Here is a 21,178-nt window from a genome sequence, read left to right on the forward strand (position 1 = left end):
GTCACCCGCCACCCACCCCCATCGCCCTTAAGTCGCTCTTACATAAGGCTGTCATGGATACGGGTTCTCGACTCAAACTAGTACGCGAAAGCTACAAACTCTCCCAGCGCGAGCTCGCCCGGCGTAGCGGCGTGACCAACGCGACCATCTCGCTGATCGAACAGAACCGCGTCAGCCCCTCCGTCAGCTCGCTGAAAAAGCTGCTCGAAGGCATACCGATGTCCCTGGCCGACTTCTTCACCTTCGACCAGCCCCCGCGCGAACACCAATACGTGTTCCGCGCCAACGAACAACCCGACCTCGGCCGCCACGGCCTGCGCCTGCTGCTCATCGGCGCCTCCGTGCCCAGCCGCCAGATGCGCCTGCTCCGCGAACAATACGCCCCCGGCGCCAGCTCCGGCGAAGAGCCGATCGTGCATGCCGAAGGCGAAGAGTGCGGGCTGGTCACGCGCGGCACGGTGGAATTGACCGTGGATGGGCAGGTGAGTGTGCTGAGTGCCGGGGATGGTTATTACTTTCCGACGACGTTGCCGCATAAATTCCGGAATATCGGCGCGGATGAGGCAGAGATAATCAGCGCGAATACGCCGGCGAATTTCTGATCGGATAACGCATTATTTTTTTGTTGACCCGGCATCTTTTACGAGGTGGCGGGTTGTTTTTCCTGCCATTCGTCAGCCCTCCCGCATTTTCCCCGCGCACGCGCTTCCAATGCATACCTTACCCCCGCAAAGGAACCGCCCACATGCGCAAATCCAACCTCGCAGCACTGACCCTGGCCACGCTGTTATCCGCCACTTCGCTCTACGCGACCGCCGCCAGCGACACCCCGGCACCCACTGCTAACGACGGCAACAGCCAAGCCAATCCGAGTGCGCCGGAAGACATTCATTCCAACGGTGCCACCGTGCCGAAAGGTACACAAGGCAACACCACCAACAACGACGGCTCGACCCCTGCGGGCTCCAAGCCCAGTGGTTCGAAGCAATCGAACGACAGCGGCACCAGCAGCGGTGCTGGTGAGGGTTGAAGCTGTTTGCAGATGCAGCAAGCCCGGCATCAAGCCGGGCTCTCTATCAGGCAATCCTCGATGACCGAGGTTACTTAGCCTTCCAGTTCCCGCCGCTGTTCTCACAATCAATCTTTGCCTGCGCCAGGTGCTCGCCGTCGTAGTAATACGTGGTGACTTTGGCGTTGTCGGGCATGTTCATCGGTTTGGCGCTTTTGTCTTTGCTGGTCGAGTGCGGGTTGGCCAGGGATTCCTGGGTGAGGCGGGCGGTGCAGGTGGCCTGGTAGTGGTCGTCGCAGCGATCGACTTTTTTCTTGGTGGCGTTGAGGGTGTCCTTGGTTTCGTTGCTGCAGGACCAGTTGATGGAGTCCACCGGCATGCCTTCGTATTCGTAGCAGCTGTGGGTTTCCACCGCTGGCACCGAGGCGCTGGAGGAGCGGGTCTGCACGTCGCAGCCTTCAGCCATGACGCAGGTGGGGATGATGGCGAACGTGGCGATCAGGAGCAGCAGTCGGGTTTTCATCGGCAATTCCTCTCCAATGGCGCCGCGTCTGATCGGTGATTTGGCGCTTGTCTGGTTTCGAGGCGGCGAGGGCGGGCAAGGTTCAATCGGTTTGCGCTGAGCGATCTTCGCGTACACTGCGCAACAATCAGAAACATTCAGCGCAGGATTCGATTCCCATGGCCCAAACCCTCGAACGCGCTATCGCCATTGCCGCCACGGCCCACACCGGGCAGGTGGACAAGGGCGGGGCGCCGTACATTCTGCATCCGCTGAAAGTCATGTTGCGCATGCACACGCTGGAGGAGCGCATCGTCGCTGTGCTGCACGATGTGGTCGAGGATTGCGGGGTGAGTCTGGATGATTTGCGCGGGGAAGGCTTTAGCGAAGAGGTGCTGGCGGCGATCGCGGCAGTGACCAAAGTGCCGGGCGAGTCCTACGAGGATTTTGTCGACCGCGCCGCGCAAAACCCGATTGGCCGGGTGGTGAAGCTGGCGGATCTGGAAGAGAACAGCGATATCTCGCGGATCGCCTCGCCGAGTTGGGAGGATCTGGAGCGGATCGAGAAATATCGGCGGGCGATTGCACGCTTGCGTATGTAAGACGTATTGGATTCTTGTGGGAGCGAGCCTGCTCGCGAAGGCGATAGATCAGTTATTCATCTGTGACTGGCAGGACGCTTTCGCGAGCAGGCTCGCTCCCACAGGGGAATGGTGGTGTGTCAGATAAATAGCCAGGAAGGCGAACTATGAAATCCATTGTGTGCTTGTTGATTGCGGCCGGTTTCGGCGCGTTATTGCAGTTTGAAGGCGTACCCCACGGCTTGCTGCTGGGCTCGATTGTCGTTACCGCGTTGTTTGCCAGTAAAACCGGCATCGCCCCGGCAACTCCTTATGGCTTGGGCTACATCCAGGTCACGCTGGGCATCGCCACCGGGCTGATGTTCGAAGCATGGGACAGCGAAACGGCGACGACGATGTTGCCCAGCCTTGGCGTGTTGCTGATCTGCTTGACCGTACAAATCGCACTCGCCGGATGGTGGCTGACACGCGGCGCCGGTTGGAACCGTACCGATGCACTGCTGGCGGTCTATCCCGGCGCATTGGCCGCAGTGTTCGATTTGCTCGAGTCGGAAAAGGCTTCGAGCAAAGTCATCATCGTGCATCTGATGCGACTGCTGTTGATCACCGTGCTGGTGAGTTTGCTCATTCCCGGGCAAGCAGCGGTGGCTGAAGTCGTCAGCGATCCGTTGACCACAGGCATGGCGCTGACCGCGTTCTCTGTCATCGCGCTGAGCGTATTGCTCGGCCGCTTGCTGTTGCTGATCGGCGTCCCGGCGCCATTCATGCTTACCGCAATTCTCATAACCGCTGTATTTGTGAAGTCGGGATGGCTGCACAGCTTTCACATGCCGGAGTGGAGTTTGAACCTGGCCGCACTGATTCTTGGCGTGCGTATCGGCTCACGTTTTCAGGGGCTCGGCATCGCAGAACTGGCGCGGCATGGGCGCACCGCTCTGGTTTCGGTCGGCTTGATGATCGTCGTCGCAGCGGCGTTTGCCGAGGTAGCTGCGCGCTGGCTGGGCACTGATCCGCTGGCGCTGTGGCTGGCGTACATGCCGGGCGCGATCGAGACGATTGCGATTGTCGCGTTTGGCGGCGGGCTGAATGTGGTGTTTATCCTGACGCATCATCTGAGCCGGATGGTGCTGCTGCATTTTGCCCCGGCGTTGTTGGTGCAGGTCAGGCGTGGCCCAAGGCAATCGCGAACGACACGACGATCATGCAGGCGAAGGCGAAGTTGAGATTCATGGGCTGTGCATCCTGAGCTTTTGAGAGTGGTGCCATTGTGAACAGGCGCAGCGCAAAGAAAAAATTCGCCGTGTTGATTCCAATGATCGAAAGCATTGATAGCCGTTGCGTTTGTATTTGCCTGAGACTTTCGCTAGTGTCGCTAAAACCTGCAACTACAAGCACAAACAGGCATAACCATGCACGACCACTCCATCGCCGAATTGCCGTCCCTGCGCCGGCAGAAAATCCTTTTGCTTCTCGAACGTGACGGCAAGGTCATGGCCTCCGAGCTGAGCCAGCATTTCGCAGTCTCCGAAGACACCATCCGCCGCGACCTCGCCGAGCTGGACAGCGCCGGGCTGGTGCAGCGGGTGCATGGCGGGGCGTTGCCGCGACCGAAGGATTCGGGCAAGGATTACTTCACCCGTCTGGATGAGACCGACGAGGTCAAGGTGCGCCTGGCGCAATTGGCGGCGCAGCACATCGAGGACGGGCAGATTGTGCTGTTCGATTCCGGCTCGACCACGTTGCAGGTGGCGCGCGCATTACCGTCCGACATCCGCATCACCGCCGTGACCGCTTCACCGCTGACGGCGATTGCCTTGTCCGAATATAAAGGCGTGAAAGTGATTCTGGCGGGTGGTGAATTGAATCCGCATTCGATGTCGGCCAGTGGTCAGGAAGCGCTGCGACTGCTGGCCGGAATCAAGGCTGATCTGGCAATTACCGGGGTGTGTGCGATTCATCCCGAGGTCGGGATCACCTCGCTGCATTTCGATGAAGTGCCGATCAAACAGGCGATGCTCGACAGTGCAGCGCGGGTGATTGCAGTGACTACGGCGGACAAGCTGGGCGCGGTGGAGCCGTTTGTGGTGGCGCCGTGTACGCGCCTGCATAGGTTGATTACCGAGCGGCATCCGGGGTCGGGGAATGTCGAGGATTATCGGCGGTTGGGGATTGTCGTGGAGCAGTTGTCGGATTGAGTTTGTGTGGGGTTTGAGGGCCTCTTCGCGAGCAGGCTCGCTCCCACAGGGTGTTGTGTCGTGCACAAATCCAATGTGGGAGCGAGCCTGCTCGCGATAGGGCCAGTGAATTCAGCGCAACCGCTCAAGCATCTGGTAATACCACATCCCCGCCGCCAGCAACGGGTTGCCCAGCAGGTCGCCCATTGGCACGCGAATGTGCTGGCACGCGGCGAAGGTGTCGAATTGCTCCATTTGCCCGGTGATTGCCCGGCTCATGATTTCGCCCATGATGTGCGTGGTGGCGATGCCATGTCCCGAGTAGCCCTGGCAATACCAGACGTTGTCCGAGAGCTTGCCCAGTTGCGGGATGCGGTTGATGACGATGCCCATCGCGCAGCTCCACTGGTAATCGATCGCCACACCTTTTAGCGCCGGGAACGTGCGTTCGATACACGGGCGCAGTTCCGCAGCGATGTCGCGCGAATCCTTGCCGCTGTAGTTGGCACCGCCGCCGAACAGCAAACGGCCGTCGGCGGTGAGCCGGTAGTAATCGAGGACGAAGCGGCAGTCGTACACGGCGAGGTCTTCGGGGTTGATCTGTTGCGCCAGATCACCCAGCGGCGCGGTGGTGACGATGCCGCCCATGGCCGGGAAGATCTTGCCCTTGAGCTGACCCGGTTCGAGCTTGTGATAGACGTCACCGGCGAGCATCACCTGACTGGCGTCGATCTGACCGTGAGCGGTGCGCACGCCAGGTGTGTCGCCGTGAATGATCTCCAGCACTTCACTGTTTTCGAAGATCAGCGCGCCCAGGCTTTCGGCTGCGCGTGCTTCGCCAATGCACAGGTTGAGCGGGTGCAGGTGCATGTTGCGGGTGTTCCTGATTGCGCCGTGGTAGAGCTCGCTTTGCAGCAGGTCGCGAACCTGGCTGCGGTCGAGCAGGCTCACTTCATCGCCTAATCCGCGACGCACGGCTTCGTCGTAATCCTTGCGCAGATCGACCATGTGGCTCGGCTTGTACGCCGCGTGCAAGTGGCCGTGTTTGAGGTCGCACTGGATCGCATATTTCTCGACGCGCTGGCGGATGATTTCATGCCCGCGCCAGCGCAGATGCCAGATGAAATCGTCCACGTCATCGCCCAGTTTTGCACGCATCTGTTTGCGCATCGCGCCGTCGCCGGAAAGGCTGCCGGTGACTTGCCCGCCATTGCGCCCGGTGGCGCCCCAGCCGATCTTGTGGCTTTCGACGATGGCGACTTTCAGGCCTTTTTCCGCCAGTTCGACGGCAGTGGCGACGCCAGTGAAACCGCCGCCGATGATCACCACATCGACCTTGTGCCGACCTTGCAGGGTCGGGTAGTCGGTGTCCTGGTTGAGGGTGGCGGTGTAGTAGGAATTGCAGCGAATGGTCATGTCGGGGTCCACAAAAAATTCAGGTTCGAAGTGCATTCCCTGTGGGAGCGAGCCTGCTCGCGAAAGCGGTGTGTCAGTCACCCAAAATGTTGAATGTGATGACGCCTTCGCGAGCAGGCTCGCTCCCACAGGTTCGGTGTCGGATCGTTAGGCCTCGGTCAGGTACCACCGCCAATCCTGCTCACCCACTTCAGCCATGAACTGCCGATACTCGGCACGCTTCACCGCCAGATACACCCCAAGGAATTCCTGCCCTAACGCCTCCCGTGCCCACTGTGAATTTTCCAGCGCCTGCAGCGACGTCAGCCAATCGGTCGGCAGCAGTTCTTTCGCCTGAGCATAACCATTGCCCTCGACCGGTGCCCCCGGATCCAGCTCTTCACGGATGCCGCGATGAATGCCGGCGAGGATCGCTGCCGCTGCCAGATAAGGGTTGGCATCGGCGCCGCAGATGCGGTGTTCGATGTGTCGTGTCGGCGCCGGGCCGCCGGGTACGCGCAGGCTGACCGTGCGGTTATCGACACCCCAGGTCGGCGCCAGTGGCGCGTAGCTGTTGGCCTGGAAACGCCGGTAGGAGTTGGCGTTGGGGCAGAACAGCAGCAGCGAATCGAGCAGCGAGGCGAGCATGCCGCCGATCGCCGTGCGCAACAGCGGTGTGCCGGCCGGGTCTTCAGAAGCGAACAAATTACGCCCCTCGGCATCGGCCAGGCTGACGTGCATGTGCATGCCGGTGCCGGCCAGATCATCGAACGGCTTGGCCATGAACGTCGCCTGCATGCCGTGCTTGTGCGCCACGCCTTTGACCAGACGCTTGTAGCGCACCGCCTGATCCATCGCTTCCAGCGCATCGCCGTGTTCAAGGGTGATTTCCACTTGCCCCGGGGCGTATTCGGAGATCGCCGTGCGCGCCGGAATACCGTGCAGTTTGCACGCGCTGTAGAGGTCGGCGAGGAATGGCTCGATCTGCTCCAGCTCGCGCAAACCGTAGACTTGCGTGTGTCGCGGTCGTCCGCCGTCAGCGTCCAGCGCCGGTTGCGGGCGGCCGTTGTGATCGCGTTTGGCGTCGAGCAGATAGAACTCCAGCTCGCACGCCATGATCGGGTGATAACCCTCGGCCTTGAGCCCGTCGATCACCTTGATCAGCAGGTGCCGAGGGTCAGCGATGCTCGCCGGCATGCCCTCGCTCGGGTGCATGCTGACCTGCACCGCAGCGGTTGGAATCTGTCGCCACGGCAGGCGTACCAGACTGCCTTGCAGCGGATAGGCGCGGCAGTCGATGTCGCCCACATCCCAGACCAGCCCGGAGTTCTCGACGTCCTCGCCTTGTACGGTCAGGCCAAGGATGGTGCTCGGCAGCGGTCGGCCGCTTTCGTACACGGCGAGCAGTTCTTCACGGTGCAACAGCTTGCCGCGCGGCACGCCGTTGGCGTCGAGGATGAACAATTCGATCATGTCGATATCGGGGTTCTGTTCGAGGAACAGGCGTGCGTCTTCGATGGCTGCGAATTTCATGGCAAATCACTCACGGTGGCGCCGCACAGGCGCGCAGATTCGGCCGGACACGACGCGACAAAAAGGCGTAAGTGTCCCGGCAGGGATATCAGGAAAATCGGGAAATTGACTGTCGCGGTTTCAGCTCACGCGATCAGGCAGGAATGGCGATATCCGGCGGGCGTGCGGAGTGACGCAGCTTGGAACGGCACAGGGCCATGGGCAGATTGACGATGCGGTTCATACGCGGCCCCTGCTGCAGTGGGCGCGTACAGCAGAGACGTGCAACCTTTGGGGTTGTTGTGGTGACGTACTCATAACGCGTGTTTCCGTTGGCGGAAAGCGTCGGCGGCGGGGCAGGCCCGGCGACCGGTGTGCCCGGATAGTAAGGGGGAATTTGCGCGCGTGTAAATGGAAGATTCGTCGGTGGCGCTTTCCAGCGTTTGGGCTAATTGACCGAGTTGCCTTTTTCGCGAGCAGGCTCGCTCCCACAGGAGAATGCATTTCAACTGTTTTCGCGAGCAGACTCGCTTCCGCAGGAGAGTGCATTTCAACTGTGGGAGCGAGCCTGCTCGCGAATGGCCGCACCTCGGTCCCGAGCGGACGCGCCGGGCCATGTCGTTGCTTGCCGCTGAGCCATTCAGCGCAGCACGTAATCGTCCGGTTCCGGCGCGGGCGGCAACGGCGAGACGCCGAGTTCGTACAGCACATCGCGCTCCAGGGTGCGCACCAGCGCATCGGTCGGCAGATCGTTTTCATCGCGGCCGAACGGGTCTTCGAGTTCATCGGCAATCGCGTCGAAGCCGAAAAAGGTGTAGCTGACAATTGCCGTGAACAGCGGCGTCAACCATCCCAGCGATTGCGCCATGGCGAACGGCAGCAACAGGCAGAACAGGTAGATGGTGCGGTGCAGCAGCAGGGTGTAAGGGAAGGGCAGTGGCGTGTTCTTGATGCGGTCGCATACGGCCTGGGCCTGGCTCAGGCAGGTCAGGTGATTGGCCAGTAATTGATAACGCCATGGCGATAGCACACCGGCCGTTTCCAGCTCGGAACACTGGCGCCCGACCTGATGAATGATCTGGCCGCAGTGATCCGGCGCCGCCCCATCGATCGGCGGGCTGACCCAGTCGGTGCTGGCCTGCTCCTCACTGTCTCCACGCAACCGCGCATTCAACGCGTGGGCGAAACCGCACAGGTTGCGCAACAGTTGTCCACGCAGGCGCGTGTCATCGATGCCTTGGGTTTCGCGCATCACCGCGCGCACCCGCAGCAGCACCTCGCCCCAGGCCTTGCGTCCTTCGTACCAACGGTCGTAACAGGCGTTGTTGCGAAAGCTCAGGAAGATCGACAGCGACAGACCGAGCAGGGTGAACGGCGTCGAATTGATCTGGGCGAAGTAGCTCGGCACCAGAAGTTCGATCAGCACAATCGCTGCCGCCAGCAGTGTCAGCATCAAAGTGCGCACGGCGATGCGTTTGGCGATCGAGCCTCGGAGGGTGAACAGCACGGCGAACTGATTGGGTCTCGGTCTGACGATCATCTCGCGGTCCCGGTTGCGCGGCGAATCAGCCGCCGGTCATGTTCATGAAACGCACCACTTGCACGTCGTCGTTGACTTCGAAGTTGTGTCGATACGGCTTGAGTTTCATCGCCTCGATGATCGCGTTCTCCAGACGTTCCGGGTGGCCCGGATGGGCGCGCAACACCGCTTTGAGGTCCATCGAATGCTCGTTGCCCAGGCACAGCAGCAAGCGACCTTCGACGGTCAGGCGCACGCGGTTGCAGGTACCGCAGAAGTTATGGCTGTGCGGTGAAATGAAGCCCAGGCGAATGTTCGGCGCTTCGGCCACGCGCCAGTAGCGCGACGGCCCTTGCGTCGATTCGGTCGAGTCGATCAGGGTAAAGCGTTCGGCAATGCGTTCGCGCACTTGCGCGCTGGAGTAGAAGGATTCGGCGCGGCTGTGTTCGGCGATCGCGCCCAGCGGCATCTCTTCGATGAAGGAAATGTCCAGATCACGCTCGATGGCGAAACTGACCAGATCGTTGATCTCGTGATCGTTGCGGCCCTGCATCACCACGCAATTGAGCTTGGTACGGGTGAAACCGGCGGCACGCGCGGCATCGATGCCGTCGATGACCTGCGCCAGATCGCCAGTGCGGGTCAGCTCTTTGAAGCGCTGCGGATCGAGACTGTCGAGGCTGATGTTCAGGCGCTTGACCCCGGCGTCGAACAGCGGCTGGGCCAGTCGGCCCAATTGTGAGCCGTTGGTGGTCAGGCACAGTTCGCGCAGGCCGGGCAGGGCGGCGATCTGTTCGCAAAGTTGCACGACACCAGGCCGGATCAGCGGCTCGCCACCCGTGAGGCGGATCTTGCGCGTGCCGAGGGCGACGAAGCTTTGCGCTACCTGGAACAGCTCTTCGAGGGTGAGGATCTGCTGGCGTGGCAGGAACTGCATGTCCTCGGCCATGCAATAGACGCAGCGAAAATCGCAGCGGTCGGTAACCGACAGGCGCAGATAATCCACGCGGCGGTTGTGACCATCGATCAATTCACGCTGTGTCATGGGCTCGCCTCGTGGATGTGGAGCGCCGTCAGCGGGCGCAGATCGCGCAGGGTAGGCTGCGTTCGCCATGCCGTCCAATCACTCTGGCTGACCGAGTGATTGACGGCGTCGATGATGCGTTACGGTGCGCCAAACATTGCCGTCCAGTAAATGCCGGCGTTGCTTTTCGGGTCGGTCGCGTAGGCGGCGCCCAGTTCCTGATATTGCGGATTCATCAGATTGGCGCAATGCCCGGGGCTGGCGAGCCAGCCGTCGACGACCTTGCCGACGGTGTCTTGCCCGGCGGCGATGTTCTCGCCGACCAGTTGCCCACTGTAACCGGACAGCTCGGCGCGGTCGCCTGGCGTGCGGCCGTCGCGGTCCTTGTGGTCGAGGTAATTGTTGTTGGCCATGTCGCGGCTGTGATCCTGAGCGACCGTGCCCAGCGTGGCATTCCACGCCAGCGGTGCTGCCGCCGCGAAGGACTGCCCGCCGCACTGGCGCGCCTGGCCGCGCGCGGTATTGAGTTGCGCCAGCAGCTTTTGCCCTTCGCTTTGTGCATCGCCGAGTTTCGCCGTCAGCAACGGCCGCGCGAGGACTATGCGCCAGTCGCGGTCGACACGGTTGACGCCGATATCGACGAACTGCGGATCGAGCACCACCTTACAGAAGCTTTCCTTGATCGCCTGCATCGCCGCCGCTGCATCGCGCGGGCCGTTGAGGGTGATCGCCTGCACGTTGACCATCGGGTAGTGGGCGCTGGTCATGGCCTGCTGCAGATCGACCGCGCCGCTGGCCGGCAGGCGCAGACGTGGATCGGCCGACAGCGGTGGCAACTCGTTCGATGCCTGCGTGCCGCAACGCTGCGGCTGGCTGCGATAGCTGTTGATCGACTCGATCAATTGCAGTTCATCGGCAGCCAGCGCCGAGGTGGCGAACACCACGCCCAGCGACAGTGCGGCACAACGCAAAACGGACGGCATGAAGCGCATGGAAATCTCCCTTGAGCTGAATGCGCCCATGATGCGCGAAAGGCCCCCGGTGAGTGAATGTGTTTTTCTTTGCGGCGGATTTTTTTCTGCGCTGGTGTGCCCGCGCATTTGCTCGCTACACTCTGCGAAGACCCCGCAAACCGGGCGTCTCACCGACGTAACATCTTGCCCCGGGCGGGCGCTGACGGAAGAATCGACATGGGATCGAAAGGCTTGGCGGGCGGTTTGTTGTGGATCTTTTTGACCGGCGCAGCATGGGCCGGGGCGCAGGCGCCGATCGAGGCCAAGGCCGAACAGAAAGCCGAGGTGCTGGAGGAGAAAGCGGCGGATAAAGTCAGCGCCGCGCCAGCGCCAAAATCCGAGGCCATCACCCCCACCGAAGCGCAGGCGGTAGACCCGGCCGGCGCCGCGCCGCTGGACGATCCGCTGACCTGTCTGGCGCGCAGTATCTATTGGGAAGCCAAGGGCAAGGACACCCCGGAAATGGAAGCCGTCGCCAGCGTGGTGATGAATCGCCTCGGCCACGACGGCTTTCCCGACACGGTGTGCGCGGTGGTCAAGCAAGGATCGGAAAGCGGCAATTGCCAGTTTTCCTGGTGGTGCGATGGCAAGCCCGATCAGGTCAAGGAAGACGCCGAATACGCGCTGGCCAAGGAAATCGCCGGCAAGGCGTTGAACCGTCAGCTCAAGGACCGCACGCGCGGTGCCCTGTATTTTCACGATCGCGGCGTGCACCCGAGCTGGGCCAAGGCCTATCGCAACACCGCGCAGACCGGCAGGTTCCTGTTCTACAAACCCGCCGGCGGCGACGCGCGTTAACTGGCGTGGGTGTTGAGAATGCTCGCCACCTGTTGCGGCTGGCAGTTCAGATACGGTGACTTTTGCAGCCAGCGCTGATCCGGATACCAGGAAAACATGAACTGGCCGTTCTTCAGGCGATCGATCACCTGTTTGGCGATCTGCGGCCGCACGGCGGGGCAACCCTGACTGCGACCGATACGCCCCTGACGCTTGCTCCACAGCGGATTCACGTAACTGGCGGCATGAATCACGATCGCGCGATCGCGGGCCAAGTCATTGAAACCGGGCTCCAGACCATCCATGCGCAGCGAGTAGCCGTGAGTACCTTCGTAGCTTTCCTGAGTGCGGAACAAGCCGAGGCTGGACTGATAACTGCCTTCGCGATTGGAAAACTGCGTGGCGAAGTTTTCCCCGGAGTTGGAACCGTGGGCAACCAGATCACGCAGCACCAGTTTCTTTTTGCTCAGGTCGAAGATCCACAGGCGGCGTTCGGTGGACGGTTGCGAATAATCGATGATCGCCAGATGCCGCGAGGGTTTTGCGCCGTTGTTGACCGCGCATTGCATGGCGTTCAATGCACCTTTGAGCGCTTGGGGATTGAGTTCCGGCGCGGCGTGGGCGAGGCTGTTGTAGAGAACCGGCGATGGCTTGCCGGCGGCAAATACTGGGCTGGTCACGGCGACAAGGGTCGCGGTGCTCAACAGAAGTCGGCGCAAAAACGTCAACATTTTATAAAGTGTCCTCAACTTGCTACATAAACGGCACTTTGGCTCCTGACTCCCAGTCAATACCCGCAGGCTCGCGGTTCGAGCCTGACTGTTCAGCGCACCTGATGTAAGGTTGACCGTCATCTGGACGGCCATGGATTGGAGTAAAGCAGTTGTTCAAAAAGTACGCATGCTACTTGAGCATTTGTTTGCTCGCTGCGCCGTTTGTCGCTTGCGCCGATGAGCCGCTGCCCCCGCTCGAAACCCTGCCGACGCCGGAAACGCAATTGCCGGTCGAGCCGCGCAGCCCGTTGCAGGCGGTTTTAATCAGCCTGGCGCAGTCGTGCCCGGCCATTGCTCCGCGTCTCAATGGCCCGGCGTTGAGCCAATTGCAGGCGTTTTATGAACAGCAGGACTGGATGCCGGTGTGGGCGAGTGAGTCGGCACGCTTGCCGGCATTGCGCGCGCAATTGCAGCTGTTGGCCGATGATGGGTTGAATCCGAATCGCTACGCCGTGGCTACAACGCCGCCGCAGGATGGCGAGTTGTGCGCCGACATCGACATCAGCCGCAACTACCTGCAGGCCTTGCAGGATCTGCATTACGGCCGTCTGTTGCAATCGCATTTCGAACCGCTGTGGCGTGTCGACGGCCCGCCGACGGACCGTCAGGCGCAATTGCTCAGCATTGCCGTGCCGGGCATGAACGATATTGCTGCGGCGTTCGACCTGGCGCGTCCGCATCTGCCGCAATATCAAAGCCTGCGTCAGCTGTACGCCGCGCAACGCTTGCAAGCCCTGCCGCAATGGCAGCCGGTGGGCAACGGCCCGTTGCTGCGCCCGGCGATGGAAGACCCGCGCGTGCCGGAACTGGCCCGTCGTCTGTACAGCGAAGGCTATCTGGCACACGCACTGGTGACGCCGGACAACGCCTACGATGACGTGCTGGTGGAAGCGGTGAAGCACTTTCAGGCCAGCCATTCGTTGCAAGCTGACGGCGTGGTCGGACCGGGCACCATTGCCGAGCTGAACATCAGCCCGCTGACCCGTCGCGATCAGTTGCGCGTCAATCTCGAACGTTTCCGCTGGATGGCCCAGGACATGGAGCCCATTGGCCTGGTGGTCAACGTGGCCGCCGCTGAGCTGACGCTGTATCAGGGCGGTCAACCGGTGTGGCAGACCCGCACCCAGGTCGGCCGCGCCGAACGCCAGACGCCGCTGCTCAAATCCCGCGTCACCCGGCTGACGCTGAACCCGACCTGGACCGTTCCGCCGACTATCTGGAAGGAAGACAAACTGCCGGAAATCCGCAAGGATCAGACGTTCCTCAGCCGTCAGAACCTGCAAGTGCTCGATGCCAACGGCCAGCCTTTGGCAGCGGCGGATATCGACTGGGACAACCCCGGCAATATCCTCCTGCGTCAGGACGCCGGCCCGCGCAATCCGCTGGGGCAAATGGTCATCCGTTTCCCCAATCCGTTCTCGGTCTACCTGCACGACACGCCGAGCAAGGCGCTGTTCGACAAAGGCCCACGGGCGTTCAGTTCCGGTTGTGTGCGCGTCGAGCACCCGCTGCAACTGCGCGATCTGCTGCTGTCCCCGGCAGAAAAAGCTCGCACCGAGACTTTGCTGGCAACCGGCACCACCCATGAATTTCGCCTGTCGGCGCCGGTGCCGATCCTGATGACCTACTGGACGGCGCAAGTCGACAGCAGCGGCCATGTGCGTTATGCGCCGGACATCTACAGCCACGACAGCGCATTGCTGGCGGGGCTGGATCGGGCGCATTGAGTCCGGCACCAGCACGGCAGTCAAAGATCTGAGTTCGATGAGTGATTTCAGGTCGACGAATCCCGTACAAACACCTCGGTCAGTCCCCTCTCCCTCGGGAGAGGGCTAGGGTGAGGGGCCGATTTCAAGCCGAACCCATTACTCAAAATCTCACCGCCCCAGCTCCTCCACCAACCACGGCAAAAGCTCCTCACACGAGCCTTCAATTTTCAAATCGAGCAGATCATCCGCCCGGGTCTTGCCCAGATTGATCGCCATCAACGGCTTGCCACGCTCGGCAATCACCCGACACAAGCGAAACGCCGAATACGCCATCAACGACGATCCCACCACCAGCAACCCCGCCGCATTCTCGGCAGCGGCCAAGGCCCGCGCGGCCGTCGGTTGCGCCACGTTCTCGCCGAAAAACACCACATCCGGTTTCATCCGCTCACCTGCGCAATGCGGGCACTGCGGTACCTGAAAGCGCGCTTCAAATGCCGGGTCGAGCAAGGTATCGCCATCCGGCGCCTGCACCGCATCAACACCACTCAGGTAGGGATTGTGTGTCTCCATCTGCTGCTGGATCGCATCGCGCTCGCTGCGCTGCCCGCAATCCAGGCACAGCACTCGATGCAGGCTGCCGTGCAGTTCGATCACATCGTGGCTGCCGGCCTGATCGTGCAAGGTATCGACGTTCTGCGTGATCAAAGCGCTGATCCGGCCACGCTGTTGCAATGTCGCCAGCGCCTCATGCGCCGCATTCGGTCGCGCCTGGCGCACGCGCGGCCAGCCGAGCATGGCCCGCGCCCAGTAGCGCCGGCGTGATTCCGGGGCGGCAAGAAATTCCTGATACATCATCGGCTGCCGCCCGCGACGCACGCCGTCACTGTCGCGATAGTCCGGAATGCCCGATGGCGTGCTGATGCCGGCGCCGGTCAATATCAGGAATTTATCGTCGGCCATGGCCTGCAACAGCATATCGAGATGTTCGCGGATCGGGCTATCGAGCATGCTCAGCACTCCAGAATGGGCAGTGCCGGCAGGTTAGCACGCGATCCGCACGGGTTACTTGCGCGCCTCCAGTATCAGGTTGAAAGGCGTTTGCGTGGCGCGGCGGAACTGCTTGAATCCGGCCTCGACAAAGACTTTGCGCAGGCGCAATTCACCGGCCTGCGCACCGAGCCCGAGGCCGACTTCCTGGGACAGCGAATTGGGCGTGCAGATAAACGTCGAGGCGGCGTAGAACAGGCGCCCGACCGCGTTGAGATTGTCGTCCAGTTTGTCGTTGGCGAACGGTTCGACCAGCAACACCGTGCCATCATCTTTCAGCGACTCATAAGCGTGGCGAGCGGCGCCGACCGGGTCACCCATGTCGTGCAGGCAGTCGAAAAAGCAGATCAGGTCGTAGTCGCCGCCGGGATAGTTTTTCGCCGTGCCCTCGAAGAATCTGGCGCGATTGCCCACGCCACCTTCTTCGGCGCGTTGCGTAGCGACTGTGACTGACGGCGCGTGGAAGTCGAAGCCGACAAACTGCGATTTCGGAAACGCCTGAGCCATGATCACCGTCGAGGCGCCGTGACCGCAGCCGATGTCGGCAACCTTGGCCCCGCGTTCCAGCTTGGCCACCACGCCGTCCAGGGCCGGAAGCCATTCGGCAATCAGGTGACCTTTGTAGCCGGGGCGGAAGAAGCGTTCAGTGCCGCTGAACATGCACGGGTGGTGATCGCCCCACGACAAGGCGCCATTGCCGCGCATGGCCTTGACCAGTTTGTCCTTGTCATGGAAAAACGACGCCACCACGCCGAGACCGCCAGCGACATACACCGGCGAATCCTCCACGGCCAGCGCCAGTGCCTGTTCTTCAGGCAAGCGAAATTGACCGTCAACGTGTTCCATATAGCCTGATGCGGCATGGGCGCTGAGCCATTCGCGTACCAGGCGCGGATTGCAGGTGGTTTTCGCCGCAAGGGCTTCGGGGCTGATCGGTTGGCTGTCGGCCATTGCCCGATACAGACCGAGTTCTTCGCCGACGATAACGTTGGCCAGCATCGCCGCGCCGCCCATGTCGTTGACCAGTTTGCCCATGAATTCGTTGAGCTTCGCCTCATTCATCACGTGTGCTCCTGAAACAGGATCACCGTCCGGCGGCGTTGAATGTCGAGGCAGGCGCCACCGGGCGGTGGTCACGGATTGGGGCAGGGCACAGCAGACGTCCTGCGGCCCCCTCGACTGGGTAATGAATGAGTCTAGTCGGTGTTTTTCTCAGCGTGGCAGCGGCAACTTCAGTTCAGCGCACAACCCGCCACCTTCACGATTGCTCAACATAAGCGAGCCACCGAGCGCCAACGCCAATTGCTGGGCGATCGCCAACCCGAGCCCGGTGCCGCCGGTATCACGATTGCGCGAGTTTTCCACGCGGTAGAACGGTTCCAGTACATGCGCCAACTCGGCCTCGGCGATGCCCGGGCCGCGATCGAGGACTTTCACCGACAGGCTGTTGCCCTGCGCTTCGACCTGCAATTGCGCGGCGCCGGCGAATTTCAGGGCGTTGTCGGTCAGGTTCACCAGCACCCGGCGCAGGGCCTGCGGGCGGGTTTCGATTACCGCTTTGCTCTTGCCGCCGAGCTGCACGTCCTTGCCCATGTCCTGATAGTCGAAGACCAGGCTGTCGAGGAACGAGTCGAGATCAGTACGCCGGCTTTCTTCGGTGGCGCCGTGAACGCTGCGAGCGTAAGCCACGCCTTCGCGCACCAGATGTTCGATCTCGCCCAGGTCGCTGCTCAGTTTGTCTTTCTCGACCGAGTCGTCCATGAATTCTGCGCGCAGTTTCATCCGGGTGATCGGCGTTTGCAGGTCGTGGGAAATCGCCGCGAGCAGTTGCATGCGTTCTTTCAGGTAGGCGGCGATGCGCGTCTGCATGGCGTTGAACGCCCGTGCCGCGTGGACGACTTCGGTCGGCCCTTGCTCGTCGAGTTTGATCGGGTGAGCGTTGGGGTCGAGGGTTTCCACGGCGTTGGCGAGGCGAGTGAGGGGACGGATGGCGATGCGCACGGCGAGCCAGGTGCAGAGGATCAGCAACGCCAGTTGGCCGAGCAGCACCACCGGCAACCACGGTGACAGCGGCACCATCGCCGGACGGATATCGATGGTCACCGGGCTGCCGTCGCTCAGGCGCAGGTGGCCCTGGAAGTGTTGTCTCGGACCGCCGGGAACTTCGGTAAACACGATGGGATAAGTGTCGCCGATGGCCGCTGTAATCGAGGCAATCGCGACGGACTTTTCAGCCGAGGTCACCGGCATGCCCGGTTCGCCCTCGTTGAGCAGGTAGCCGTAGTTGCGCCGGGCCAGACGCGGCAACCACGCCTCGCGTTCGTCGGCGGGCAGGCGATCGAGGATTGCCATCGAGGTCGAGACGTCGGTTTCGAGGTTGCCGAGCATGGTGCTTTTCGCGCTCTGGTAACGCTCGTAATATTGCGCGCCGAATGACAGACCCTGCGCCAGGATCAGCCCGATCAGGAAAATCAGCGACAGGCGCGAGGCGAGGGTGCGCGGCCATTGCAGCTTGAGTTTCATGCCGACGCCCCGAGCAGTTCGACCGGCAGCGAAAACACATAACCTTCACTGCGCACGGTCTTGATATAGGCCGGCTCCCGAGCATCGTCCAGCAGGCGTTGACGCAGACGACTGACCAGCAGATCAATCGAGCGATCGAACAGATCGGCCTCGCGGCCCTGGGTCAGGTTGAGCAGTTGATCGCGGCTGAGCACCCGTTGCGGATGGTCGAGGAACACCCGCAGCAGGCGGTATTCGGCGCCGCTGAGGGCAACCATGGTGCCGTCGCTGTCGAGCAGGTGGCGGGCCGAGGTGTCCAGCTGCCAACGACCGAACGCCAGCAGGCGTCCGGCTTCGGTGACCACCAGATTCGGCGGCAACATGCGTGTGCGGCGCAACACGGCGTTGATTCGCGCCAGCAGCTCGCGGGCGGCGAAAGGTTTGGTCAGGTAATCGTCGGCGCCCATTTCCAGACCGATGATGCGATCGGTCTCATCGTTGCGCGCGGTGAGCATCAGCACTGGCGTCGCCTTGTGTTTGCCGACTCGCAATTCGCGGCACAGCTGCAGGCCATCGTCACCGGGCATCATGATGTCGAGCACGATCAGGTCGACGGTGTTGGCATCAAGGAAGCTGCGCATTTGCCGGCCATCGGCGACCACTGTTGTGCGCAGGCCGTTCTTCTTCAGGTAGTTGCCTACCAGTTCACGGATCTCGCGGTCGTCGTCGACGATGAGAATGTGATCGACATGTTCCATCGGTTCAAGCCTCTGTCAAAGGGGGAATGCCGTGCAGTCTATAGCGCCGTAGACCGCACGCCTGCCTGCCTTTGTATTGCAGTGTATCTGCCGCAGCGGCGGATACACACCGACGCAAAATCACCATTTTTTCGGGGTTTTGTATCGCTGTGTATCTACACGCTGCATGGATACACAACGAGTGATTCTCGTCCTTTCCTGACACAGACGCGATACCTCGAAGGCCTCAAATAGGCTCCATCGAGGCACACACAGACCGCCTCGGCTCAAACCCACTGAAGCCTTGAGGACTACACCATGAACAACAAATCCGTATTCGCCGCCTGCCTGTTCGCCGCTCTGAACATCTGCACCCTGTCGGCCCACGCCGAAGCTGACGTCAGCCGGCAAACCTACACCTACGGCACGCATCTGGATATCCAGAAAGTGCTGTCGATGACCGAAGACACCTCGGTGACCTGCGGCATCACCGAGGCGCGCATGACCTACCTCGATTCCGCCGGCAAAACCCGCGAGCTGGATTACAGCAAATTCGCTGACGGCTGCAACAACCAGAACTGAGTCATCCCTACTTTTTCTGCAAGGAGTTTTGCCATGAACAACGTCTCGCGCTTTCTGACCGCAGCAGCCTTCGCCTTCACCGGTGCCGCCGCCCACGCCAACAGTGCTGTGGAGCAGAGCAGTTGCGCCAGCAGCACCTGCTTCCAGCTGACCACCGTGGCGAAGGAGGGCAGCGATGCCTTGATCGCCGCTGACGGCTCCAGCCGCACACCGCAGGGGCAGATGGTTGCCGCTGACGGTTCCAGCCGCACACCGCAGGGGCAGATGGTCGCCGCTGACGGCTCCAGCCGCACGCCGCAGGGGCAGATGGTTGCCGCTGACGGTTCCAGCCGCACACCGCAAGGCCAGATGGTCGCCGCTGATGGTTCCAGCCGTACACCGCAAGGCCAACTGGTCGCGGAAAACGGTGCCAGTCGTACGCCTCAAGGGCAGTTGCTCGACGGCCAGATTGCATGAGCCACGGTGTAAATAAAGCGAGCTAGCGAGGGGACGTTTCCCTCGCTGGCCGGTTGCGTGCCCAGCCCCCATTCCAAGGTGACCCCTTATGTACCTCATCGCATTTCTCGGCGGTCTGCTGACCGTTCTCAGTCCGTGCATCCTGCCGGTGGTGCCGTTTCTGTTCGCTGGCGCCAACCGTACCCGTTCCTCGATCTTCCTGACTCTCGCCGGCATGGCGCTGACCTTTGCGCTGATCTCCAGCCTTGCCGTGGTCAGCAGCGAGTGGGTGATTCAAGCGAGCAACACCGGCCGCCACGTTGCCTTGTTGGTCATGGCGCTGTTCGCCCTGTCGCTGATCTCGGCCCGCGTCAGTGACTGGCTGACCAGGCCGTTTGTCGCGCTGGGCAATCGTCTCGATCAGGACACGCGTAAACGTGCAGGACCGATGAGCTCGATCATGCTCGGTGTCGCCACCGGCCTGTTGTGGGCGCCCTGTGCCGGGCCGATCCTTGGGGTGATTCTGACCGGCGCAATGTTGCAAGGCGCCAATGCCCAGACGAGCCTGTTGCTGCTGGCTTACGGCGTCGGCAGTGCCTTGTCGCTGGGCACGTTGATTTTTGCGGGGCGCGGTCTGGTCAATCGGCTGAAACCGTCGATCCCGTTCAGCGGCTGGTTGCGCCGTGGTACCGGGGTTGCGGTACTTGCTACGGTCGCGGTGATCTCGACGGGCGCCGACAAAACCCTGCTCGCCAATACCTCTTCCGAGGGCGTGGCCAGCGTCGAGAAAAACGTTCTGGAAAACGTGCCGAAAGTGGTCGACTACTTCGTCAGCAAGGTTCGCGCCGATTCGATGATGGACGAGGCCCGGGGCGCGATGCCGTCGCTGTCGGGCGCTGTGCAATGGCTCAATTCACCAGAGCTCAGTGCCGAATCCCTGCGCGGCAAAGTGGTGCTGGTCGACTTCTGGACCTACGACTGCATCAACTGTCAGCGCACCCTGCCGTACGTCAAAGACTGGGCGAAGAAATACGAGAAGGACGGCCTGGTGGTGATCGGCGTGCATACGCCTGAATACGGCTACGAACGCATCATCAACAACGTCAAGGATCAGGTGAAAAAACTCGGTATCACCTACCCGGTAGCGATCGACAACGACTACGCGATCTGGCGCAACTTCGACAATCAATACTGGCCGGCGCATTACCTGATCGACGCCAAGGGCCAGATGCGTTACAGCCACTTCGGTGAAGGTCGCTATGCCGAGCAGGAGCAGATGATCAAGCAGTTGCTGGAGGAGGCCAAGGCACCTGCCGCCTGAGTGTTTCATGCGCTTGACAGATCTTCACCACTCATCGGCAAAGTGCCCGGTTTACGGGGTTGCCGGACGATTGACAGGGACGCCGGGCAGCCTCGGCGCGATAGTGAGCAAGCACGGTCCGCGTCGCAGCCTGTGCTTTCTCTCTGCCACGGAGCTCGCTGTCATGAGTACCCCGATTGATCTCACTGCCCTGAAGGAACGTCAGAAAGTCGCTTGGGCCAGTGGCGACTACGCCGTGATCGGCACGACTTTGCAGATCGTCGGTGAAAGCCTCGCCGAGGCCTGCGATCTGCGCTGTGATGAACAGGTGCTGGATGTCGCCGCCGGTAACGGCAACGCCACCCTGGCAGCGGCGCGGCGCGGTTGTGTGGTGACCTCCACCGATTACGTCGCGGCACTGCTGGAGCGTGGTCAGGATCGCGCACGGGCCGAACATCTGGAGGTGATTTTTCAGGTGGCCGATGCCGAGGCTTTGCCTTTTCCCGATGAAAGCTACGACGCCGTGTTGTCGACGTTCGGCGTGATGTTCGCGCCTGACCAGGTCAGCGCCGCTAATGAGCTGG

General features: G+C 61.6%; 22 protein-coding genes. 11 read left to right on the top strand and 11 right to left on the bottom strand.

All coding sequences use genetic code 11. The features are described 5' to 3' along the window. Positions 1-53: 53 nt before the first annotated feature. Positions 54-602, top strand: a complete 549-nt coding sequence (locus D8U82_RS04920) for a cupin domain-containing protein (protein WP_011333561.1) — start codon at positions 54-56, stop codon at positions 600-602. 143 nt (positions 603-745) lie between these two features. After that, entirely contained in the window at positions 746-1,030 is a 285-nt protein-coding gene (locus tag D8U82_RS04925; protein ID WP_125918741.1) for a hypothetical protein, read from the top strand. 70 nt (positions 1,031-1,100) lie between these two features. On the opposite strand, the gene D8U82_RS04930 is transcribed toward D8U82_RS04925, so the two are convergent. Further along, positions 1,101-1,532, bottom strand: coding sequence for a hypothetical protein (locus D8U82_RS04930; RefSeq protein WP_130901759.1), 432 nt, complete (start codon positions 1,530-1,532; stop codon positions 1,101-1,103). A gap of 158 nt (positions 1,533-1,690) precedes the next feature. Here D8U82_RS04930 and D8U82_RS04935 point away from each other — a divergent pair, with 158 nt between their 5' ends. The 3 genes from D8U82_RS04935 to D8U82_RS04945 all read left to right on the top strand — a co-directional run bounded on the left by D8U82_RS04935 (position 1,691) and on the right by D8U82_RS04945 (position 4,287). Next, positions 1,691-2,113 carry an HD domain-containing protein gene (locus tag D8U82_RS04935; RefSeq protein WP_095181993.1) on the top strand — a complete coding sequence of 141 codons (423 nt, stop codon included), beginning with the start codon at positions 1,691-1,693 and terminating at the stop codon, positions 2,111-2,113. Between the two features lie 146 nt (positions 2,114-2,259). Next, positions 2,260-3,315, top strand: coding sequence for an AbrB family transcriptional regulator (locus D8U82_RS04940; protein ID WP_130901760.1), 1,056 nt, complete (start codon positions 2,260-2,262; stop codon positions 3,313-3,315). 186 nt (positions 3,316-3,501) lie between these two features. After that, entirely contained in the window at positions 3,502-4,287 is a 786-nt protein-coding gene (locus tag D8U82_RS04945) for a DeoR/GlpR family DNA-binding transcription regulator (protein WP_130901761.1), read from the top strand. A 111-nt stretch (positions 4,288-4,398) separates the two neighbouring features. Here the strand turns inward: D8U82_RS04945 and D8U82_RS04950 are convergent, their stop codons facing one another. The 5 genes from D8U82_RS04950 to D8U82_RS04970 all read right to left on the bottom strand — a co-directional run bounded on the left by D8U82_RS04950 (position 4,399) and on the right by D8U82_RS04970 (position 10,708). Further along, a complete protein-coding gene (locus tag D8U82_RS04950; protein WP_130901762.1) occupies positions 4,399-5,682 on the bottom strand; it encodes an FAD-binding oxidoreductase in 1,284 nt (427 codons plus the stop codon). Positions 5,683-5,829: 147 nt separating this feature from the next. Further along, positions 5,830-7,194, bottom strand: coding sequence for a glutamine synthetase family protein (locus tag D8U82_RS04955; protein ID WP_130901763.1), 1,365 nt, complete (start codon positions 7,192-7,194; stop codon positions 5,830-5,832). 619 nt (positions 7,195-7,813) lie between these two features. Then, complete coding sequence (locus tag D8U82_RS04960) at positions 7,814-8,713, bottom strand: bestrophin family protein (RefSeq protein ID WP_130901764.1); 900 nt, start codon at positions 8,711-8,713, stop codon at positions 7,814-7,816. A gap of 25 nt (positions 8,714-8,738) precedes the next feature. Further along, positions 8,739-9,737: a GTP 3',8-cyclase MoaA gene (gene moaA, locus D8U82_RS04965; RefSeq protein WP_016775169.1), complete on the bottom strand. Its 999-nt coding sequence runs from the start codon at positions 9,735-9,737 to the stop codon at positions 8,739-8,741. Between the two features lie 119 nt (positions 9,738-9,856). After that, a complete protein-coding gene (locus tag D8U82_RS04970) occupies positions 9,857-10,708 on the bottom strand; it encodes a CAP domain-containing protein (protein ID WP_122612209.1) in 852 nt (283 codons plus the stop codon). 198 nt (positions 10,709-10,906) lie between these two features. On the opposite strand from D8U82_RS04970, the gene D8U82_RS04975 reads away from it, so the two are divergent. Continuing rightward, a complete protein-coding gene (locus D8U82_RS04975; RefSeq protein WP_016775167.1) occupies positions 10,907-11,527 on the top strand; it encodes a cell wall hydrolase in 621 nt (206 codons plus the stop codon). Here D8U82_RS04975 and D8U82_RS04980 read toward each other — a convergent pair. Then, positions 11,524-12,237 carry a murein L,D-transpeptidase catalytic domain family protein gene (locus D8U82_RS04980; protein ID WP_016775166.1) on the bottom strand — a complete coding sequence of 238 codons (714 nt, stop codon included), beginning with the start codon at positions 12,235-12,237 and terminating at the stop codon, positions 11,524-11,526. The genes D8U82_RS04975 and D8U82_RS04980 overlap by 4 nt on opposite strands. A 152-nt stretch (positions 12,238-12,389) precedes the next feature. On the opposite strand from D8U82_RS04980, the gene D8U82_RS04985 reads away from it, so the two are divergent. After that, positions 12,390-14,006, top strand: a complete 1,617-nt coding sequence (locus D8U82_RS04985) for a L,D-transpeptidase family protein (RefSeq protein ID WP_130901765.1) — start codon at positions 12,390-12,392, stop codon at positions 14,004-14,006. 150 nt (positions 14,007-14,156) lie between these two features. Here the strand turns inward: D8U82_RS04985 and D8U82_RS04990 are convergent, their stop codons facing one another. The 4 genes from D8U82_RS04990 to D8U82_RS05005 form a co-directional block, all read right to left on the bottom strand. Then, positions 14,157-14,999 carry an NAD-dependent protein deacetylase gene (locus D8U82_RS04990; RefSeq protein ID WP_130901766.1) on the bottom strand — a complete coding sequence of 281 codons (843 nt, stop codon included), beginning with the start codon at positions 14,997-14,999 and terminating at the stop codon, positions 14,157-14,159. Positions 15,000-15,053: 54 nt separating this feature from the next. Further along, the gene (locus D8U82_RS04995; protein ID WP_125918733.1) at positions 15,054-16,100 is read right to left on the bottom strand and encodes a class I SAM-dependent methyltransferase; all 1,047 of its coding nucleotides are present in this window, start codon (positions 16,098-16,100) and stop codon (positions 15,054-15,056) included. Positions 16,101-16,250: 150 nt separating this feature from the next. Beyond that, on the bottom strand, positions 16,251-17,561 hold the full coding sequence (locus D8U82_RS05000; protein WP_130901767.1) for a HAMP domain-containing sensor histidine kinase: 1,311 nt from the start codon (positions 17,559-17,561) through the stop codon (positions 16,251-16,253). Further along, positions 17,558-18,298, bottom strand: a complete 741-nt coding sequence (locus D8U82_RS05005; protein ID WP_039762337.1) for a response regulator — start codon at positions 18,296-18,298, stop codon at positions 17,558-17,560. Before D8U82_RS05005 ends, D8U82_RS05000 begins: the two co-directional genes overlap by 4 nt. Before the next feature lie 297 nt (positions 18,299-18,595). Between D8U82_RS05005 and D8U82_RS05010 the strand changes: the two genes are divergently transcribed. The 4 genes from D8U82_RS05010 to D8U82_RS05025 all read left to right on the top strand — a co-directional run. Beyond that, positions 18,596-18,859 carry a DUF2790 domain-containing protein gene (locus D8U82_RS05010; protein ID WP_016775158.1) on the top strand — a complete coding sequence of 88 codons (264 nt, stop codon included), beginning with the start codon at positions 18,596-18,598 and terminating at the stop codon, positions 18,857-18,859. A 33-nt stretch (positions 18,860-18,892) separates the two neighbouring features. Continuing rightward, positions 18,893-19,315 carry a hypothetical protein gene (locus D8U82_RS05015; RefSeq protein ID WP_122751049.1) on the top strand — a complete coding sequence of 141 codons (423 nt, stop codon included), beginning with the start codon at positions 18,893-18,895 and terminating at the stop codon, positions 19,313-19,315. 88 nt (positions 19,316-19,403) lie between these two features. Next, entirely contained in the window at positions 19,404-20,615 is a 1,212-nt protein-coding gene (locus D8U82_RS05020; protein ID WP_130901768.1) for a cytochrome c biogenesis protein DipZ, read from the top strand. 163 nt (positions 20,616-20,778) lie between these two features. Continuing rightward, positions 20,779-21,178: class I SAM-dependent methyltransferase (locus D8U82_RS05025; protein WP_130901769.1), on the top strand; the 400-nt coding region annotated here is incomplete at its 3' end.

It is taken from the genome of Pseudomonas sp. Sample_23, from assembly GCF_004307595.1.
Classification (GTDB): Bacteria; Pseudomonadota; Gammaproteobacteria; order Pseudomonadales; family Pseudomonadaceae; genus Aquipseudomonas; species Aquipseudomonas atacamensis.

What these genes read in the sequence shown, in the direction of transcription:
- D8U82_RS04920 (WP_011333561.1), top strand. Translation starts at nt 54, where the DNA reads ATGGATACGGGTTCTCGACTCAAACTAGTACGCGAAAGCTACAAACTC.
- D8U82_RS04925 (WP_125918741.1), top strand. Translation starts at nt 746, where the DNA reads ATGCGCAAATCCAACCTCGCAGCACTGACCCTGGCCACGCTGTTATCC.
- D8U82_RS04930 (WP_130901759.1), bottom strand. Translation starts at nt 1,532, where the DNA reads ATGAAAACCCGACTGCTGCTCCTGATCGCCACGTTCGCCATCATCCCC.
- D8U82_RS04935 (WP_095181993.1), top strand. Translation starts at nt 1,691, where the DNA reads ATGGCCCAAACCCTCGAACGCGCTATCGCCATTGCCGCCACGGCCCAC.
- D8U82_RS04940 (WP_130901760.1), top strand. Translation starts at nt 2,260, where the DNA reads ATGAAATCCATTGTGTGCTTGTTGATTGCGGCCGGTTTCGGCGCGTTA.
- D8U82_RS04945 (WP_130901761.1), top strand. Translation starts at nt 3,502, where the DNA reads ATGCACGACCACTCCATCGCCGAATTGCCGTCCCTGCGCCGGCAGAAA.
- D8U82_RS04950 (WP_130901762.1), bottom strand. Translation starts at nt 5,682, where the DNA reads ATGACCATTCGCTGCAATTCCTACTACACCGCCACCCTCAACCAGGAC.
- D8U82_RS04955 (WP_130901763.1), bottom strand. Translation starts at nt 7,194, where the DNA reads ATGAAATTCGCAGCCATCGAAGACGCACGCCTGTTCCTCGAACAGAAC.
- D8U82_RS04960 (WP_130901764.1), bottom strand. Translation starts at nt 8,713, where the DNA reads ATGATCGTCAGACCGAGACCCAATCAGTTCGCCGTGCTGTTCACCCTC.
- moaA (WP_016775169.1), bottom strand. Translation starts at nt 9,737, where the DNA reads ATGACACAGCGTGAATTGATCGATGGTCACAACCGCCGCGTGGATTAT.
- D8U82_RS04970 (WP_122612209.1), bottom strand. Translation starts at nt 10,708, where the DNA reads ATGCGCTTCATGCCGTCCGTTTTGCGTTGTGCCGCACTGTCGCTGGGC.
- D8U82_RS04975 (WP_016775167.1), top strand. Translation starts at nt 10,907, where the DNA reads ATGGGATCGAAAGGCTTGGCGGGCGGTTTGTTGTGGATCTTTTTGACC.
- D8U82_RS04980 (WP_016775166.1), bottom strand. Translation starts at nt 12,237, where the DNA reads ATGTTGACGTTTTTGCGCCGACTTCTGTTGAGCACCGCGACCCTTGTC.
- D8U82_RS04990 (WP_130901766.1), bottom strand. Translation starts at nt 14,999, where the DNA reads ATGCTCGATAGCCCGATCCGCGAACATCTCGATATGCTGTTGCAGGCC.
- D8U82_RS04995 (WP_125918733.1), bottom strand. Translation starts at nt 16,100, where the DNA reads ATGAATGAGGCGAAGCTCAACGAATTCATGGGCAAACTGGTCAACGAC.
- D8U82_RS05000 (WP_130901767.1), bottom strand. Translation starts at nt 17,561, where the DNA reads ATGAAACTCAAGCTGCAATGGCCGCGCACCCTCGCCTCGCGCCTGTCG.
- D8U82_RS05005 (WP_039762337.1), bottom strand. Translation starts at nt 18,298, where the DNA reads ATGGAACATGTCGATCACATTCTCATCGTCGACGACGACCGCGAGATC.
- D8U82_RS05010 (WP_016775158.1), top strand. Translation starts at nt 18,596, where the DNA reads ATGAACAACAAATCCGTATTCGCCGCCTGCCTGTTCGCCGCTCTGAAC.
- D8U82_RS05015 (WP_122751049.1), top strand. Translation starts at nt 18,893, where the DNA reads ATGAACAACGTCTCGCGCTTTCTGACCGCAGCAGCCTTCGCCTTCACC.
- D8U82_RS05020 (WP_130901768.1), top strand. Translation starts at nt 19,404, where the DNA reads ATGTACCTCATCGCATTTCTCGGCGGTCTGCTGACCGTTCTCAGTCCG.